The sequence below is a fragment of the Pseudomonas sp. NIBRBAC000502773 genome, from assembly GCF_006517195.1.
GTDB lineage: Bacteria > Pseudomonadota > Gammaproteobacteria > Pseudomonadales > Pseudomonadaceae > Aquipseudomonas > Aquipseudomonas marginalis.
The window spans coordinates 464,421-480,040 of sequence record NZ_CP041189.1 but is presented as its reverse complement, the minus strand read 5'-3'; the positions used below and the strand labels follow the sequence as shown (position 1 = coordinate 480,040).

General features: G+C 61.7%; 16 protein-coding genes and 1 pseudogene. 9 read left to right on the top strand and 8 right to left on the bottom strand.

Annotation, left to right across the window (positions count from 1 at the left end; genetic code table 11):
- Positions 1–2: 2 nt before the first annotated feature.
- From NIBR502773_RS01990 to NIBR502773_RS01965, 6 genes are all read right to left on the bottom strand, one after another.
- Positions 3–1,004 carry a dihydroxyacetone kinase subunit DhaK gene (locus NIBR502773_RS01990; protein WP_141155211.1) on the bottom strand — a complete coding sequence of 334 codons (1,002 nt, stop codon included), beginning with the start codon at positions 1,002–1,004 and terminating at the stop codon, positions 3–5.
- Positions 1,005–1,089: 85 nt separating this feature from the next.
- A complete protein-coding gene (locus tag NIBR502773_RS01985; RefSeq protein WP_092485323.1) occupies positions 1,090–2,205 on the bottom strand; it encodes an alcohol dehydrogenase catalytic domain-containing protein in 1,116 nt (371 codons plus the stop codon).
- Positions 2,206–2,232: 27 nt separating this feature from the next.
- Complete coding sequence (locus NIBR502773_RS01980; RefSeq protein WP_065941969.1) at positions 2,233–2,988, bottom strand: SDR family oxidoreductase; 756 nt, start codon at positions 2,986–2,988, stop codon at positions 2,233–2,235.
- 88 nt (positions 2,989–3,076) lie between these two features.
- Positions 3,077–4,084 carry a substrate-binding domain-containing protein gene (locus tag NIBR502773_RS01975; protein ID WP_141155210.1) on the bottom strand — a complete coding sequence of 336 codons (1,008 nt, stop codon included), beginning with the start codon at positions 4,082–4,084 and terminating at the stop codon, positions 3,077–3,079.
- A 36-nt stretch (positions 4,085–4,120) separates the two neighbouring features.
- The gene (locus NIBR502773_RS01970) at positions 4,121–5,098 is read right to left on the bottom strand and encodes an ABC transporter permease (protein ID WP_027608638.1); all 978 of its coding nucleotides are present in this window, start codon (positions 5,096–5,098) and stop codon (positions 4,121–4,123) included.
- Positions 5,095–6,582, bottom strand: coding sequence for a sugar ABC transporter ATP-binding protein (locus NIBR502773_RS01965; protein WP_065941970.1), 1,488 nt, complete (start codon positions 6,580–6,582; stop codon positions 5,095–5,097). The genes NIBR502773_RS01970 and NIBR502773_RS01965 overlap by 4 nt, the downstream gene beginning before the upstream one ends.
- 283 nt (positions 6,583–6,865) lie before the next feature.
- On the opposite strand from NIBR502773_RS01965, the gene rpiB reads away from it, so the two are divergent.
- The 3 genes from rpiB to NIBR502773_RS01950 all read left to right on the top strand — a co-directional run bounded on the left by rpiB (position 6,866) and on the right by NIBR502773_RS01950 (position 10,352).
- Positions 6,866–7,327 (top strand): ribose 5-phosphate isomerase B, encoded by a 462-nt coding sequence (gene rpiB, locus NIBR502773_RS01960; RefSeq protein ID WP_016969738.1) that lies wholly within the window; start codon positions 6,866–6,868, stop codon positions 7,325–7,327.
- Between the two features lie 63 nt (positions 7,328–7,390).
- Positions 7,391–8,371, top strand: coding sequence for a sugar-binding transcriptional regulator (locus NIBR502773_RS01955; RefSeq protein WP_027608636.1), 981 nt, complete (start codon positions 7,391–7,393; stop codon positions 8,369–8,371).
- 412 nt (positions 8,372–8,783) lie between these two features.
- Entirely contained in the window at positions 8,784–10,352 is a 1,569-nt protein-coding gene (locus NIBR502773_RS01950) for a TerC family protein (RefSeq protein WP_115488215.1), read from the top strand.
- Between the two features lie 88 nt (positions 10,353–10,440).
- Here NIBR502773_RS01950 and NIBR502773_RS30800 read toward each other — a convergent pair.
- Positions 10,441–10,662, bottom strand: a pseudogene (locus tag NIBR502773_RS30800) (thioredoxin); the annotation flags it as partial.
- 75 nt (positions 10,663–10,737) lie between these two features.
- The gene (locus tag NIBR502773_RS01940; RefSeq protein ID WP_027608634.1) at positions 10,738–10,986 is read right to left on the bottom strand and encodes a hypothetical protein; all 249 of its coding nucleotides are present in this window, start codon (positions 10,984–10,986) and stop codon (positions 10,738–10,740) included.
- A gap of 332 nt (positions 10,987–11,318) precedes the next feature.
- On the opposite strand from NIBR502773_RS01940, the gene NIBR502773_RS01935 reads away from it, so the two are divergent.
- From NIBR502773_RS01935 to NIBR502773_RS01910, 6 genes are all read left to right on the top strand, one after another.
- Positions 11,319–12,167 carry a transporter substrate-binding domain-containing protein gene (locus tag NIBR502773_RS01935; protein WP_065941972.1) on the top strand — a complete coding sequence of 283 codons (849 nt, stop codon included), beginning with the start codon at positions 11,319–11,321 and terminating at the stop codon, positions 12,165–12,167.
- 52 nt (positions 12,168–12,219) lie between these two features.
- Entirely contained in the window at positions 12,220–12,882 is a 663-nt protein-coding gene (locus NIBR502773_RS01930) for an amino acid ABC transporter permease (RefSeq protein ID WP_115488214.1), read from the top strand.
- A gap of 11 nt (positions 12,883–12,893) precedes the next feature.
- Positions 12,894–13,556 carry an amino acid ABC transporter permease gene (locus NIBR502773_RS01925; protein WP_065941973.1) on the top strand — a complete coding sequence of 221 codons (663 nt, stop codon included), beginning with the start codon at positions 12,894–12,896 and terminating at the stop codon, positions 13,554–13,556.
- Positions 13,553–14,335: an amino acid ABC transporter ATP-binding protein gene (locus tag NIBR502773_RS01920; RefSeq protein WP_027608630.1), complete on the top strand. Its 783-nt coding sequence runs from the start codon at positions 13,553–13,555 to the stop codon at positions 14,333–14,335. The genes NIBR502773_RS01925 and NIBR502773_RS01920 overlap by 4 nt, the downstream gene beginning before the upstream one ends.
- 16 nt (positions 14,336–14,351) lie before the next feature.
- Positions 14,352–14,741, top strand: coding sequence for a RidA family protein (locus NIBR502773_RS01915; protein ID WP_012723821.1), 390 nt, complete (start codon positions 14,352–14,354; stop codon positions 14,739–14,741).
- Between the two features lie 107 nt (positions 14,742–14,848).
- A complete protein-coding gene (locus tag NIBR502773_RS01910; RefSeq protein WP_065942123.1) occupies positions 14,849–15,613 on the top strand; it encodes an IclR family transcriptional regulator in 765 nt (254 codons plus the stop codon).
- Positions 15,614–15,620: the final 7 nt, after the last annotated feature.

The window sequence follows — 15,620 nt, the reverse complement described above, 5'->3', positions numbered from 1 at the left end:
GTTCAGTCCGCCTGGGTCATGCCGATGGAGCGGCAGGGTTGGTCGATCAGGGTTTTCAACTCCGTGTCGAGGCCGAGCAGGGTCAGGGTCACGCCCATCATTTCCAGGGAGGTGAAGTAGTTGCCGACGTAGCAGCGGTGAATCTTCAAGCCCTTGGCCTTGAGTTGGCGTTCCACCTCGGCATAGAAAATATACAGCTCCATCACCGGCGTGGCGCCAAGACCGGAGACCAGCACCACCACGCTGTCATCCTGGCTGAAGTCGCGGTCGGCGAGGATCGGCGCGAGCATGCGCTCGGCCATGGCGGCGGCGGACTCAATGGGGATGACCTCAATGCCCGGTTCGCCGTGATGGCCGATGCCCAGTTCCATTTGGCCGTCGGGGATCTGGAAGTTGGGCTTGCCCACGGCGGCAATGGTGCAGGGCGTGAGGCCGATGCCAATCGAGCGGCAGTGGTCGACGGTTTTCTGCGCGACGCGAATCACCCCGTCGAGGTCGTAGTGCTGGGCGGCGGCGGCACCGCCGATCTTCCACATGAAGATTTCCCCGGCCACGCCGCGACGCTTGGCGATCTCGGCCTTGGGCGCGGAGGCCACGTCGTCGTTGGCGACCACGGTGCGGATGCGCATGTCTTTGCTGGCGGCCATTTTCATCGCCAGCTTCACGTTCATATTGTCGCCGGCATAGTTGCCGTACAGGCAGGCCACGCCGGCGCCATGGTCGGCGGCGCGGAAGGCGTCGAAAAAGCTCTTGGCGGTGGGCGAGGAGAAAATCTCACCGATGGCCACCGCGTCGACCAGGCCGGGGCCGACATAGCCGAGAAAGGCCGGCTCATGGCCGGAGCCGCCCCCCGTGACAATGCCGACACGCCCTGGCCCGGAAGGCCTGGCCTTGACGATCACCCGTGGGTTGCTTTCGTACTGGCGCAGTTCGGGGTGCGCGACCAGGATGCCGCGCAGCATGTCCTCGACCACTTGGTCCGGATCGTTGATGACTCGATTCATAACGCGGGTTCCTGTTTTTATTGATTCACCGCTATCCAAGTGTGGCGGGGGCTTGCCGCCTCCCACATTTGGACCTGTGGGGTGCTTAGGGCTCTAGTACAACCTTGAGCGACTTGTCGCCACGTTCCATCACCGCAAACGCTTCCTTGAAGTCCGCCAGAGCGAACTTGTGGGTGACTACATCGCGCATATCGATCTTGCGGTTGCCGATAAAGTCGATGGCCCGCGGGTACATGTACGGCCCCAGGTGCGAGCCGAGGATGTCCAGCTCCTTGCGGTCGCCGATGATCGACCAGTCCACCGTGGCTTCGTCGTTGAACACGCTGAACTCCACGAAACGCCCCAGCTTGCGCAGCATCGCCAGGCCCTGGTTCACCGCCTTGTGGTGCCCGGTGGCCTCGATATAGATGTCGCAGCCATAGCCGTCGGTGATCGCGCGGATGTTGGCCAGTACGTCCACTTCGGCCGGGTTCCACACTTCGTCGGCGCCCATGCGCAGGGCGAGGGCGGCGCGTTCGGGTTTCATGTCGAGCACGATGAGTTTTTTCGGGTTGCGCAGGCGTACGGCGCCGATGATACCCAGGCCCAGGGTACCGGCGCCGGCCACCACCACAATGTCGTCATGGTCGACGTTGGCGCGTTCCGCCGCATGCAGTGAGCAGGCCAGGGGTTCGATCAGGATCGCTTCGTCGGGGGCGATGGATTCCGGCACTTTGTGAATGATGCCTTCCTTGGTGAATATCATGTACTGGGCCATGGCACCCTGCACATTGTTCTGGAAGCCATAGAGGTCGTGTTTCTGGCACATCCAGTACTGGCCGTGGTTGCAGAAGCGACAGCCCCAGCACGGCACGATCTGCTCCGAGATCACCCGGTCACCGACCTTCACGCCGCGCTTTTCCGCGCCTGGGCCCAGGGCCACCACGCGACACACGAACTCATGGCCGGGGATCATCGGCGGCTTGACGTAGCGCGGTTGTTCGGCATCGCCCCAGAACGACGGCGCGCCGCGATAGGTCTTGATGTCGCCCATGCAAATGCCGCACAACTCGACCTTGGTGAGGATTTCATCGGGGCCGGGCGTGGGCACGTCGACGGTTTCCAGGCGATAGTCTTCCGGGCCATGGCAAACCACGGCCTGCATGGTTTTCGGGATGACCGGCGAGAGTTGTTCGGGTGTGCGTTCGGTGACAGTGGACATGACAAAACCTCACGACAGATAAATGAATTACTGAATGCTGTAGCCGCCGTCGATCACCAGGTTGGCGCCGGTGATCATCTGCGCGGCATCGCTGAGCAGGTACAACGCCAGCCCGGCGATTTCCTCCGGCTGCGCAAAGCGGCCCGCCGGGATCTGCAGTTTGGCCCGTTCGCCGACTTCACCGGCCCAGGCCTTCTTGCCCAGCGCGGTCTCGACGATGGTGGGGGAGATGGCGTTGACGTTGATGTGCGGCGCCCATTCCATGGCCAGCACCTTGGTCATGCCGACGATGGCCGCCTTGCTGGCGCAGTAGGCGACGTGGCGGTCGAGGCCGATCACCGCGGCCTGGGACGCGAGGTTGACGATGCGCCCGCTGCCCTGGGCGAGCATGTGCCGGGCGCAGGCCTGGGCCACGAAGAAGCTGGCCTTGAGGTTGATGTCCAGGGTGGTGTCCCAGGCGCTTTCGCTGACATCGACGGCCTTGTCCAGCAGGGCCACGCCGGCGCTGTTGATCAGGTAGTCCAGGCGTTGGAAGTGTGCGAAGACCTGGTCGATGGTGTGTTGCACCTGGTTGATCCGGCTGAGGTCGACGGCAATGCCCAGATGCCCGGCACCCAGGCCTGCCGCCACTTCAACCACCGCCGGGTCGCGGTCGAGCAAAGCCACGCGAGCGCCGCGCTCCACCAGCAGGCTGGCGCAGGCCAGGCCGATACCGGCGGCACCGCCGGTGATCACCGCGCAACGGCCGTTGAGGTCGAAGGCTTGGTTCCAGAATCCAGACATGCATGACTCCTCTTTCAATAACCATCAAGATCCAATGTGGGAGGGGGGCAAGCTCTCTCCCACACTTGCCTGTATTTCAAGCCAATAACTACTTACCGCCACTGACCTGTTTGTACAGCGCATCGGCGTTGGCGTTAGTCACGGGCACCCACGGCAGGATGTAGGTCTTGGCCGTGCCATCGCCCCATTTCAGGTCCTTGGCATAGCGCTCCCAGATCACCGACTGCGGCTTGTAGTCCTTGCCGGCCAGTGCGCGCAACGCCACGTCCAGTGCGCCCTGGGACTGGGCCTGGGCGTCCTGGAGGAAGGTGGTGACTTCGTCTTTCTTCGCCGCCTGGATCGCGTCCGGCATGCCGTCGATGGACGTGACGGGCACATCCTTGGAGGTCAGGCCGTGGGATTTGAGGGCCTGCACGGCGCCGAGGGCCATGTCGTCGTTCTGCGCGATCACGCCGTTGATGCCTTTGGGGTGGGCGTTCAACCAGTCTTCGGTCAGCGCCAGCGCCTGGGCGCGGTCCCAATTGGCGGTCTTCTTCTCGATGATCTTGATGCCAGGGTGCTTGCCCAGCACTTCCAGCTCGCCTTTCTCGCGGTCGATCTGTGCCGACTGGCCAATCGGGCCCTGGATGATCACCACGTTGCCCTTGCCGTTGAGCTTGTCGACCATGGCCTGGGCCTGCAGGCGGCCGCCTTCGACGTCATCGTTACCGACGTAGGGCACCGAGGTGTCGGCGACCTTGGTGTTGGAGGCGATAACCACCACGTCGTTGCTCATGGCTTGCTTGACCGTGCCGACGCCGGCCTTGGTGTCGATCGGCACGAACAGGATCGCGTCGTAGCGCTGGGTCACCATGTTTTCGATCTGGTTGTTCTGGGTCAGGGCGTCGTAGTTGCCGTCGAACACGGTCAACTGTACGGTGCCATCCTTGACCGCCGGGTGTTCCTTGAGCTCGCGGACCCAGTTCTGCATGAACTGGCCCTTGAGGCCGTAGACGGCCGCGCCGACCTTGTAGGTCTTGCCATCGGCGGCCATTGCGATACTGCCGGCGAGCAGGGAGAGAGCCGCCGCGGCGGCCAGGGTGGTACCAAGTTTCATGGGGGGAACTCCGGTTATTGTTGTAGTGGTCGTTCTCTAGCGTTTTTTCTTGCGCCACACGTCGATCAGTACTGCAAACACGATGATCAGGCCCTTGGCGACCTGCTGGTAATAGGAGGACACGCCGAGCAGGTTCAGGCCGTTGTTGATCACGCCGATCAACAACGCGCCGAACAGCGTGCCGACAATGCTGCCGGTACCGCCCGACAGGCTGGTGCCGCCGATCACCACGGCGGCAATCGCGTCCAGCTCATAGGACACCCCGGCCTGGGGCAGGGCGGAGGTGGTGCGTGCCGACAGCACCACGCCGGCCAGCCCGGCGAGCAGGCCGGACACCACGTACACCGAAAACATCACCTTGCGCACGCCGATCCCGGAGGTGCGCGCGCTTTTTTCATTGCCGCCCACCGCGTACACGTAGCGGCCGTAGGTGGTGTAGCGCAGCACCATCCAGAAGATCAGCGCGACCACCGCAAAGATGATGATCGGCACGCCAATCGGGCCGATCTTGCCGATGCCCAGGGCCAGGTAGGCGTCGGGCAGGTCGGTGATCGGGCTGCCGTCGTTGAGGATGAAGGTCATGCCGCGGGCAATGCTGAGCATGCCGAGGGTGGCCACGAACGGTGGGATCGACAGGTTGGCGACCATAAAGCCGTTGACCACGCCGAGCATCGCCCCGGCAAACATCCCCGCGCTCACCGCCGCCAGCAGCCCGTAGCCCTGGGTCGCGACCATGGCGCTGCACAATCCGGCAAAGGCCAGGATCGAGCCGACGGAAAGGTCGATGCCCTTGGTCAGGATCACGTAGGTCATGCCCACCGCGAGGATGCCGTTGATGGAGGTCTGGCGCAGGATGTCCATCCAGTTGCGCCAGGTCATGAAGTACTCGCTGGAAAACGCCATCACCACGCACAGCAGGATAAACACCAGCGGCAGGCCGAAACGGTCGAGGGACAGGCGCAGGCGGTTGCGCGGTGCGGTGGTGATAGGGGCGGCAATGGTTTTGGCGTTCATGAGGCAAGACTCAACAGGGCTTCCTGGGAAAGGGCAGTGTCGGTGCTGATGGTCACCAGGCGACCGCCCTTGAAGACGGCGATGCGGTCACTCAGGTGCAACAGTTCCGGGGCTTCCGACGACACCACGATGGCGGCGCCACCGGCGCGCACGAATTGATCCAGCAGGTGGTAGATCTCCTGCTTGGCGCCCTCATCGATACCCCGTGTCGGCTCATCGCAGAGCAGGCACACCGGTTCGGTCGACAGGCATTTGGCGAGCACCACTTTCTGTTGGTTGCCGCCGCTCATGGACGCCACCGGCAGTTCCAGTGAGGTGGTTTTGATCTGCAGGCGCTTGACCATGTCCTGGGCCAGTTGGGTTTCCTTGCGCGCATTGATCAGCGACCAGCTCGACAGGCGCTTGTAGGCCGACAGCGCAATGTTGGAAAGAATGCTGCCGGTCAGCACCAGGCCGCTGTCCTTGCGGTCTTCGGTGACCAGCGACATGCCGGCATTGATGGTCGCCTTGGGCAGGCCGACGGGCATGGGCTTGCCTTGCAGGGTGACGCTGCCGGAGTCCGCCACGGTCAGGCCATAGATGCAGTTGAGGAATTCACTGCGCCCCGAGCCCATCAGGCCGTAGATGCCGAGGATTTCACCCTGGCGCAGTTGCAGGCTGATGTCGTGGAACTCGCCGGCGCGGCTGAGGTTGTCGACTTGCAGGCAGGTGTCGGCGGCGCATTCGCGGCCGACCTTGTGGTCGATGCGGGTCAGTTCCTGGCCAACGATGCCGCGCACCAGGTGGTCGCGGTCGATATCGGCCATGCGTCCGCTTTCCACAAAGGCGCCGTCGCGGAAGATGCTGTAGTCATCGGCGATCTGCGCCAGTTCGCTCAAGCGGTGCGATACATAGACGATGCCGGCGCCGCGCGCGGTGAGGCGGCGAATCGCCTTGAACAGGGTTTCGGCTTCGCGCTCGCCAATGGCCGAGGTGGGCTCGTCCATGATCATCACCTGGCAGTCATGGCTGAACGCCTTGGCGATTTCCACCAGCTGGATCTGCGCCACGCTCAGGCGGTGCATGGGGCTGCTGGCGTCCACCTCGAATTCCAGGCTTTCCAGCAGTTCGCGGGTGCGGCGGTTCAAGGCCTTGTTGTCGACGATGCAGCCGGCGCGGCGCGGTTCGCGGCCCAGCCAGATGTTTTCGGCGACGGTCATGTAGGGGATCGGTTCCAGTTCCTGGGTGATCATCGCGATCCCCGCCGCGAGGGCTTCGCTGGGGCGATTGAACTGTACGGCGGTGCCGTTGAGCAGAATGCTGCCGGCATCACGCGGGGTGATGCCCATCAGGATGCTCAGGAAAGTCGACTTGCCTGCGCCGTTGCCGCCGCACAGGGCGTGGACGCTGCCGGCCCGCAGAGAGAGGCGCCCGTCACGCAGGGCAGGGATCCCGGCGTAAGCCTTAGCGACGTGTTCAGCCTGGAGCAGTAATGGCGTGGCCATCGGCGTGTCCTCGTGCTGTGAATTCTTATTAGGTCGCACAGTCATGTTTCGCTGTGATCATATGTGTATCAAATGAAATTCTGATCAGTCAATCTCTTTCATGTAAATGCGGTGATTCTGATCTTTTTCGCCAATTACCCTTTTTTAGAGCGCTTTGACTGGCAGGTCAGTTAAATCCCGCTTGACAGAAGAGGGGTACCGCCTGCGAAATGAATGAGAGAAATTTCATTGAGTGATCAATTGATCAGTCGTAAGCACCCTCACGGCAGCGGAGCCAGACACCATGAACACACCTTTCCCGGTGGCTATCGGATGCGATGAAGCGGGTTTTGAGCTCAAGGAGCTGTTAAAGCGCCATATCGAGGCTCTGGGCTATCCGGTGACCGACTTCGGCACCCATTCCACCGCGCCGGTGTTGTACCCGGACATCGCCCTGGCCGTGGCCACCGCCATCAACGCCGGGCAGCAGCGCCTGGGCGTGCTGGTGTGCGGCACGGGGATCGGCATGGCGATCTCGGCCAACAAGGTGCTCGGGATTCGCGCGGCCCAGGCCCATGACACGTACTCGGCAGAGCGGGCGCGCAAGAGCAACGATGCGCAGATCCTCTCTATCGGCGCGCGGGTGATCGGCGCCGAACTGGCGAAAAGCATCGTCAAGTCGTTCCTGGAGTCGGAGTTCGAGGCGGCCCGTTCCGGGGCCAAGGTCGAGCGCATCAATGCGATCGAGCGCGATGGGCATCAATAGTGGACGTAGCAGGGCAAGAGTCGGGAGAATGCGCCTTTGACGCCGAAACGGAAGCCCATCCCCATGAGTGACAGTACCCAGCGCATGGCCAGCGATATTGATCAGATGACCGAAGTGGCGATGCTCTATTACCTCGAGAACGTCACTCAGGAAGCCATCGCCAAGCGCTTCGACCTGTCCCGGGCCAAAGTCAGCCGATTGCTCAAGCGCGCGCGGGATGAAGGCATTGTCGAGGTGCGCGTCTTGCAGCATCCGGCGATGAACAACGAGCTGGAACAGGCCTTGGTGGCGCGCTTCAAGCTGGATCGCGCGTTGATCGCGGTGGACCACAGCGACCCCGATACCCAGCGCTCGGCCGTCGCCAGCCTGGTGGCCAACTACCTGAACAAGACCTTGAGCGACGGCATGATCGTCGCCGTGGGCATGGGTCGCAACGTCGGCGCCGTGGCCGATAACGTGTTCCTGCCGGTGACGCGCAACTGCACATTTGTCTGCGCCATTGGCGGTTCTCTCAAGGCCGGCGAATACATGAACCCCGATCACATCTGCCGGCGCCTGGCCCTGCGCTTTGGCGGCGAGAGTGAAAGCCTGTACGCCCCGGCCCTGGTGGCCAACCCGGAGTTGCGCGGGGTGTTGATCAACAATGACACGGTGCGCTCGACCCTCGACCGTGCGCGGCGGGCTGACATGGCGCTGATCGGCATCGGCGACATGAGCGAAAACAGCAACATGGTACGCATGGGCTGGTTCTCGCCCCAGGAGATCGCCCAGGCACGCCTGTCCGGTACCGTGGGCGACATGATGGGCTATGACTTTATCGACATCCACGGCCAGCCGGCAGTCAACGCGATCCAGGGGCGAGTGATCGGGTTGACGGTGCAGGAGTTGTTTCGCATCCCGGACGTGGTGGCGATTGCCAGTGAGAACACCAAGGCGGCGGCGACGTTGGGGGCGTTGCGGTCGGGGGTGATCAATACCCTGGCGACGACGGTGACGAATGCCCACACCATCCTGGCGCTGGACGATGCAACCCGTAAAACCTGACACGCCCTCATCTGGGCATGGGTATCTACACAACGTTGGCTCGACGCCGGACGCCCGGCAGACAAGCCCGCTCACCACAGAGATTTGGCAAGATCTTAAAAGTTGTGTAGATACTCATGCTCATCGGGGGCAAGCCCTCTCCCACATGATTTTGTGTGGGGTTCGAAGACAGGTTTTGTAATAGTTTTGCGTTGTAGGGAATTTGTATTTCGCCTGTAGGATTCAAGTCCTTTTGTTATTTCAGGACCTGCATGAACATCCTCTCGGAGCCTCCCAGTCGTCTTTCCCCAAGACATCCGCCGCCGCTGTTCCCGCTGAAAAACCCCGTATCCCGACTGCCAGCCGTGTCCCGGTCCATCGACCGCGCCTTGCCGTGCCCGGCATTCTGAAACCTGTAGAGAGACTGATATAAATGGAATGGTTAGCGGATCCAACGGCCTGGCTCGGCCTGTTGACCTTGATTGTGCTGGAACTGGTGCTGGGCATCGATAACCTGGTGTTTATTGCGATCCTGGCGGACAAACTGCCGCCGGAGCAGCGCGACCGTGCGCGCTTGATCGGTTTGTCCCTGGCGTTGCTGATGCGCCTGGGCCTGCTGGCGAGTATTTCCTGGTTGGTGACCCTGACCCAGCCGCTGTTCGAGGTGTTCGACAAGAGCTTCTCCGGCCGTGACCTGATCATGCTGTTCGGCGGTGTGTTCCTGTTGTTCAAGGCCACCATGGAATTGCATGAACGCCTGGAAGGCCATGTGGCCCAGCGCACCGGCAACGTGGCATACGCGATGTTCTGGCCGATTGTGGCGCAGATCGTGGTGCTCGACGCGGTGTTCTCCCTGGATGCGGTGATCACGGCCGTGGGCATGGTGGATGAGTTGGCGGTGATGATGATCGCGGTGATCATTTCCATCGGCCTGATGATCGTCGCGAGCAAGCCGCTCACACGCTTCGTCAACGCCCACCCGACGGTGATCATGCTGTGCCTGGGCTTCCTGATGATGATCGGTTTCGCCCTGACCGCCGAAGGCCTGGGTTTCCATATTCCCAAGGGCTACCTGTACGCGGCGATTGGTTTCTCGATCCTGATCGAGGTGTTCAATCAGATTGCCCGGGCGCGTCGCAAGAAGTCGGCCCAGGGCGTGTTGCCGGTGCGTGAACGTACGGCCCATGCGGTGATGCGCTTGCTCGGCGGTCGCAGCCTGGCGGTGGAGGAAGTGGGTGAAGAGGTGGCTGACCTGTTGGGCGAGACGGATGCCGCCCAGGGGCCGCTGTTCGACCGACGCGAGCGGGTGATGATCAGCGGTGTGCTGCAACTGGCCGAGCGGCCGATTCGCAGCTTGATGACGCCGCGGGCCAACGTCGACTTTATCGACCTGGCGGACGACCCCGACACGATTCGCCTGAAGCTGATGCATTCGTCCTATTCGCGCCTGCCGTTGATCCGCAATGGCGCGGTGGATGAGCCGTTGGGCTTCGTGCACAAGAAGGAACTGCTCAAGGAATACCTGGCCGGCAACGAGCCGAACCTGGAGCACCTCGCACGCCGGGCGATCAACCTGCTGGAGAGCTTTTCGATCCTCAACGCCCTGGAACAGATGCGCCAGGAATCCACCCATATCGCCTTCGTGATCAACGAATTCGGTGACTTCATGGGCGTACTGAGCATGACCGACATTCTTGAATCCATTGCCGGTGAGTTGCCGGATGCCAGTGAGATCGAAGGACCGGATATTGTCGAGGAGGGCGCGGGTTTTCGTGCCAATGGCGCCCTGAATCTCACCCAGATTCGTCAGCGTACCGGCTTCAAGGCCGTCGCGACCGAGGATTATCAGACCCTGGCCGGTCTGGTCATGAGCCTGCTCGACCGCCTGCCGGTGGTGGGCGATGACCTGGAGCATGAGGGCTGGCGCCTGACGGTGGCTGCGGTGGAGGAGCGGCGGGTGACACAGGTGCTGCTGCATCCTGGAGAAGCGCATAGCGCTTGAATAGCGCTTCTACCCGCTGTGGTTGTTGATCCTCGGGGCCGAAACCCTTGAGTTTCTCGACCAGGTTGCCGTTGAGGTAGATCAACAGCGTTGGGGTGCCCGTGACCTCCGGGTGCCTTGGCGTCTGGGCGCAATCCAGTACCCGGCTCGTCACAGCGGGGTATTTGCCCGCTATCCGTTCAAACAAGGGTGCCGAGCCTGCACAGGCAGCGCAATGCTGCGAGACAAACAGCAGGAAAACCGGGGCGGGTGTGCTCAGTATGCTTAGATACTCCTCGGCGTTGATGACGGTTGCAATGTTATACCCCATGACAATGTTCCTCCTGGACGCTGCGGCTTTTTGCCAACGCTAGGCCGGAGGATCACCTTCGTCTACTGTCAACCTTCACAGGTCTGCCTCACGCTCCACACGTTCCCGGGCCTTGCGCGCCTGGTTCGCGCATTTGCGGTATTCCTCATTGTCCCGGGAGGCCTTGGCCCGGCGGTAGTCGTGGTGGTTCTGGCTGGTGTAGTTGGTGTCGAAGGCTTCCTTGAGCCTGCGCAGTTCTTCCTTGCAGTCGCGGCGGTCGTTGCTGGCCGACGCGTTGCCGGCTGCCAGCAAGGTGAGCACCACCAGGGTAAGACATGACTTCATCAGGGCAGGGTCCTTGTCGGCAGGGATGTGCCAAGGCTAGTCCAGCGTGGGAATTTTTCCACGCTGCACGCGCACTGCAACGGTGCGCGGTAACGCTGTTGCAGTGCGTCCGCCGGGACCTGTCACCGCCTTATGGGGCCCTGGGTAGCAAAGTGATTGCAGGTGCTGGCGTAGCGCCTTATCTCCCAGAAATATTTATCTATCTGATTTAACAAGCCTTTATCCCAGGCATGTTTTTCTGCGGGTGCGTGTGGCACACTTTCTGCTGTCTATTCCGTTGTTACATACTAAGTTCCGGTATAGCGGAATACACAACTCCTGGAGTGCTTGTCATGCATCACCGACCTTCCGTGTTCAAAGCGTGTGTTTTTCTCTTCGCCGCATCGGCTTCCCTCGCAGGCATCGTGCAGGCGGCGGACAGCAAGCTCGATGATGTGCTCAAGCGTGGGCACCTGATCGTGGGTACAGGCAGTACCAATGCGCCGTGGCACTTCCAGGGAGCGGATGGCAAGTTGCAGGGGTTTGATATCGACATCGGCCGCATGGTGGCCAAGGGGTTGTTCAACGACCCGAGCAAGGTCGAGTTTGTGGTGCAGTCGTCCGACGCACGCATTCCCAACCTGCTGACCGACAAGGTCGACATGAGCTGCCAGTTCATCACCGTCACCGCCAGCCGTGCCCAGCAAGTGGCGTTCACGCTGCCGTACTACCGCGAAGGCGTGGGCCTGCTGCTGCCGAACAACAGCAAGTACAAGGAAATCGAAGACCTGCAGGCAGCGGGCGATGGCGTCACCGTGGCGGTGCTGCAGAACGTGTATGCCGAAGAACTGGTACACCAGGCGCTGCCCAAGGCCAAGGTCGACCAGTACGACAGCGTCGACCTGATGTACCAGGCGGTGAACTCCGGTCGCGCCGATGCCGCCGCCACCGACCAGTCCTCGGTCAAATACCTGATGGTGCAGAACCCCGGCCGCTACCGCAGCCCGGCCTACGCCTGGAGCCCGCAGACCTACGCGTGCGCGGTCAAGCGTGGCGACCAGGACTGGCTGAACTTCGTCAACACCGCGCTGCATGAAGCCATGACCGGTGTGGAATTCCCCACCTACAAGGCGTCGTTCAAGCAGTGGTTCGGTGTGGACCTGCCGGAACCTGCCATCGGCTTTCCCGTCGAGTTCAAGTGATTCGTGAAAACCGGGGCGCCGCCAACGGCGCCCCCATCAGGTACTGCTGACCATGAACTATCAGTTGAACTTTGCCGCCGTGTGGCGCGATTTCGACACCTTGCTGGCGGGGCTCGGCCTGGGCTTGCAACTGGCATTGCTGTCGATCGCCATCGGCTGCGTGATCGGCCTGTTGATGGCGTTTGCCATGCTGTCCAAACACCGCGCGTTGCGAATCCTGGCCTCGGTGTATGTGACGGTGATCCGCAATACGCCGATCCTGGTGCTGATCCTGTTGATCTACTTTGCGTTGCCCAGCCTGGGTATCCGCCTGGACAAGATCCCGTCGTTCATCATCACCCTGTCGCTGTACGCCGGTGCCTACCTGACCGAAGTGTTCCGCGCCGGGCTGTTGAATATTCCCAAGGGCTTGCGTGAAGCCGGACTGGCCATCGGCCTCGGCGAATGGCGGATCCGCGCCTACATCACCGTACCGGTGATGCTGCGCAATGTGTTGCCGGCGCTGTCGAACAACTTCATTTCGCTGTTCAAGGACACCTCCCTGGCCGCCGCCATCGCGGTGCCCGAGCTGACCTATTACGCCCGCAAGATCAACGTCGAAAGCTACCGGGTGATTGAAACCTGGCTGGTCACGACCGCGCTCTACGTGGCGGCCTGTTATCTCATCGCCATGCTGCTCCGTTACCTGGAACAGCGTCTGGCAATCCGTCGTTAAGGAGGGTGTCCATGTACGAGTCCCCCAGCTGGCTGCATGAGTTGTGGATCGCCCGGGATACGCTCTGGGCGGGGTTTCAGGCCAGTGTCGCGGTGTCGGCGCTGGCGATTATCTTTGGCACGCTGATCGGTATCGTCGCCGGGTTGATCCTGACCTACGGCAAATTCTGGATGCGCGCACCGTTTCGCCTGTATGTCGACCTGATCCGTGGCACGCCGGTGTTTGTGCTGGTGTTGGCGTGTTTCTACATGCTGCCGGCGCTTGGCTGGAAAATCACCGCGTTCCAGGCCGGCGCCGTCGGGCTCACGCTGTTCTGCGGCTCCCACGTGTCGGAAATCGTGCGCGGTGCACTGCAAGCCATTCCCCGTGGGCAGTTGGAAGCAGGCAAGGCGATTGGCCTGACATTCCGGCAGTCCCTGGCCTACGTGCTGCTGCCCCAGGCGCTGCGGCAGATCCTGCCGACCTGGGTCAATTCCTCGACGGAAATCGTCAAGGCCTCGACCTTGCTCTCGGTGATCGGCGTGGCCGAATTGCTGTTGAGTACCCAGCAAGTGATCGCGCGCACCTTCATGACCCTGGAGTTCTACCTGTTCGCCGGGTTTCTGTTCTTTGTCATCAACTACGCCATCGAGTTATTCGGGCGCTACATTGAAAAGCGGGTGGCCTTGCCATGAACCAACCTCAAACAACCGAGCCGCTGCTGGACATCCGCGGCCTGCGTAAACAATACGGCGAGGTCGAAGTGCTCAAGGGCGTCGACCTGTCCATGGCGCGCGGCAACGTGGTGACGTTGATCGGCTCCAGCGGCTCGGGCAAGACTACCTTGCTGCGTTGCGTCAACCTGCTGGAAGAATTCCAGGGCGGACAGATCACCCTGGATGGCGAGTCCATCGGCTACAGCGACATCGGCGGCAAGCGCGTGCGTCACCCCGAACGCGTGATCGCCCAGCACCGGGCGATGACCGGCATGGCGTTCCAGCAGTTCAACCTGTTTCCCCATCTGAGCGCATTGCAGAACGTCACCCTCGGCCTGTTGAAAGTTAAGAAAATGCCTAAGGACGAGGCGGTGGCACTCGCGGAAAAATGGTTGGACCGTGTAGGACTTCTGCAGCGCCGTGATCACTTTCCCGGCCAGCTGTCCGGCGGCCAGCAGCAGCGTGTGGCGATAGCCCGTGCCATTGCGATGAACCCGAGCCTGATGCTCTTCGACGAAGTCACGTCGGCCCTCGACCCGGAATTGGTGGGCGAGGTGCTCAGTGTGATCAAGGGCCTGGCGGAAGAGGGCATGACCATGTTGCTGGTCACCCACGAAATGCGCTTTGCCTATGAAGTCTCGGACAAGATCGTCTTCATGAACCAGGGCCGGATTGAAGAGCAGGGCTCGTCGAAGGACATCTTCGAGCGGCCGCAATCGCCGCGCCTGGCGGAATTTCTCAAGAACATTCGTTTTTAATCAGGAGCATCGTTTTATGAGCATCACTCGTTACGGAGCCGGCAGTACGGCCGGCGGTGGCCAGCCGCGTCCCTTCGCCCGCGCGGTGGAAGCGGACGGTTGGCTGTACGTCTCGGGCCAAGTGCCTGCGGTGGACGGCGAAATCATCACCGGCGGGATCATCGAGCAAACCCGGCAGACCCTGCGCAACGTGGTGGCGATCCTCGAAGAAGCCGGCTACGAGTTGAAAGACGTGGTACGGGTCGGCGTGTGGCTGGAAGACCCGCGGGATTTCTGGAGTTTCAACAAGGTCTTCGGCGAATACTTCACCCCGGAACACGCCCCGGCGCGCGCCTGTGTGCAGGCCAACATGATGGTGGACTGCAAGGTCGAGATTGATTGCGTGGCCTACAAGAAAAAGGGCTAAATTGCCCTCGCTCTTAAGCCCACCAGAGATCAAATGTGGGAGGGGGCAAGCCCCCTCCCACAGTGGACCTGCGCCAGCCCTACCATTTCGACCGGACCGAAATTGCCATGACCGAAGACACCATCAAACGCCGCGCCAAAGGCCTGGACCGTGCATTCGATATCCTCGATTTTCTCAAGGAAATCGGCCAGCCCCTGCGCCCGAATGATATTGCCAGTGGCATCGGCAGCCCCAAATCCACGGTCTACGAATTGGTCGCCTCCTTGTTGGAGCGGCGCATCCTCGAAACCGTGGGCAAGGACGGTCACGTCTACCTCGGCCGTCAGTTGTATTTCCTCGGCCAGGCCCACTTGCGTCATTTCGACCTGACCCGCGAGGCCGACCACGCCTTGCAGGAGATCGTCAGCCAAACCCACGAAACCGCGCAGATGTGCCTGCTCAACGGGCGCAAATACACGGTGGCGCTGATGCGCGAAGGCGAGCGGCATTTCCGTATTTCCTCGGACATCGGTGAAGACGCGCCGATCCCATGGACCGCCTCCGGGCGCCTGTTGCTGGGGCATTTGAGCGACCAGCAGATCATCGACCTGATCGACCACGACGACTTTATCCTGCCGGACGGCCAGCGCCTGCCGCTGGAGACCTTCCTCGCGCAAATCCGCCAGGCGACCCTCGATGGGTTCTTTTCCTTCGACAGTGTGGCCGACACCTTTACTCACTGCTTTGCCGCCCCGGTCCGGGACGCGCAGGGCGTCAGCATTGCGACGCTGTGCATCGTCGCCCCTCGGGCCGATGCGAGCAAAAACTACAACGACTATCGCCGGGTGTTGATCGACAGCGCCAACAACCTGGCCCGTCGCATCAACGAATAGGAGTACT

Excerpts from the sequence above, each read along its gene's own strand:
- NIBR502773_RS01990 (WP_141155211.1), bottom strand. The coding sequence starts at position 1,004 with ATGAATCGAGTCATCAACGATCCGGACCAAGTGGTCGAGGACATGCTG.
- NIBR502773_RS01985 (WP_092485323.1), bottom strand. The coding sequence starts at position 2,205 with ATGTCCACTGTCACCGAACGCACACCCGAACAACTCTCGCCGGTCATC.
- NIBR502773_RS01980 (WP_065941969.1), bottom strand. The coding sequence starts at position 2,988 with ATGTCTGGATTCTGGAACCAAGCCTTCGACCTCAACGGCCGTTGCGCG.
- NIBR502773_RS01975 (WP_141155210.1), bottom strand. The coding sequence starts at position 4,084 with ATGAAACTTGGTACCACCCTGGCCGCCGCGGCGGCTCTCTCCCTGCTC.
- NIBR502773_RS01970 (WP_027608638.1), bottom strand. The coding sequence starts at position 5,098 with ATGAACGCCAAAACCATTGCCGCCCCTATCACCACCGCACCGCGCAAC.
- NIBR502773_RS01965 (WP_065941970.1), bottom strand. The coding sequence starts at position 6,582 with ATGGCCACGCCATTACTGCTCCAGGCTGAACACGTCGCTAAGGCTTAC.
- rpiB (WP_016969738.1), top strand. The coding sequence starts at position 6,866 with ATGAACACACCTTTCCCGGTGGCTATCGGATGCGATGAAGCGGGTTTT.
- NIBR502773_RS01955 (WP_027608636.1), top strand. The coding sequence starts at position 7,391 with ATGAGTGACAGTACCCAGCGCATGGCCAGCGATATTGATCAGATGACC.
- NIBR502773_RS01950 (WP_115488215.1), top strand. The coding sequence starts at position 8,784 with ATGGAATGGTTAGCGGATCCAACGGCCTGGCTCGGCCTGTTGACCTTG.
- NIBR502773_RS01940 (WP_027608634.1), bottom strand. The coding sequence starts at position 10,986 with ATGAAGTCATGTCTTACCCTGGTGGTGCTCACCTTGCTGGCAGCCGGC.
- NIBR502773_RS01935 (WP_065941972.1), top strand. The coding sequence starts at position 11,319 with ATGCATCACCGACCTTCCGTGTTCAAAGCGTGTGTTTTTCTCTTCGCC.
- NIBR502773_RS01930 (WP_115488214.1), top strand. The coding sequence starts at position 12,220 with ATGAACTATCAGTTGAACTTTGCCGCCGTGTGGCGCGATTTCGACACC.
- NIBR502773_RS01925 (WP_065941973.1), top strand. The coding sequence starts at position 12,894 with ATGTACGAGTCCCCCAGCTGGCTGCATGAGTTGTGGATCGCCCGGGAT.
- NIBR502773_RS01920 (WP_027608630.1), top strand. The coding sequence starts at position 13,553 with ATGAACCAACCTCAAACAACCGAGCCGCTGCTGGACATCCGCGGCCTG.
- NIBR502773_RS01915 (WP_012723821.1), top strand. The coding sequence starts at position 14,352 with ATGAGCATCACTCGTTACGGAGCCGGCAGTACGGCCGGCGGTGGCCAG.
- NIBR502773_RS01910 (WP_065942123.1), top strand. The coding sequence starts at position 14,849 with ATGACCGAAGACACCATCAAACGCCGCGCCAAAGGCCTGGACCGTGCA.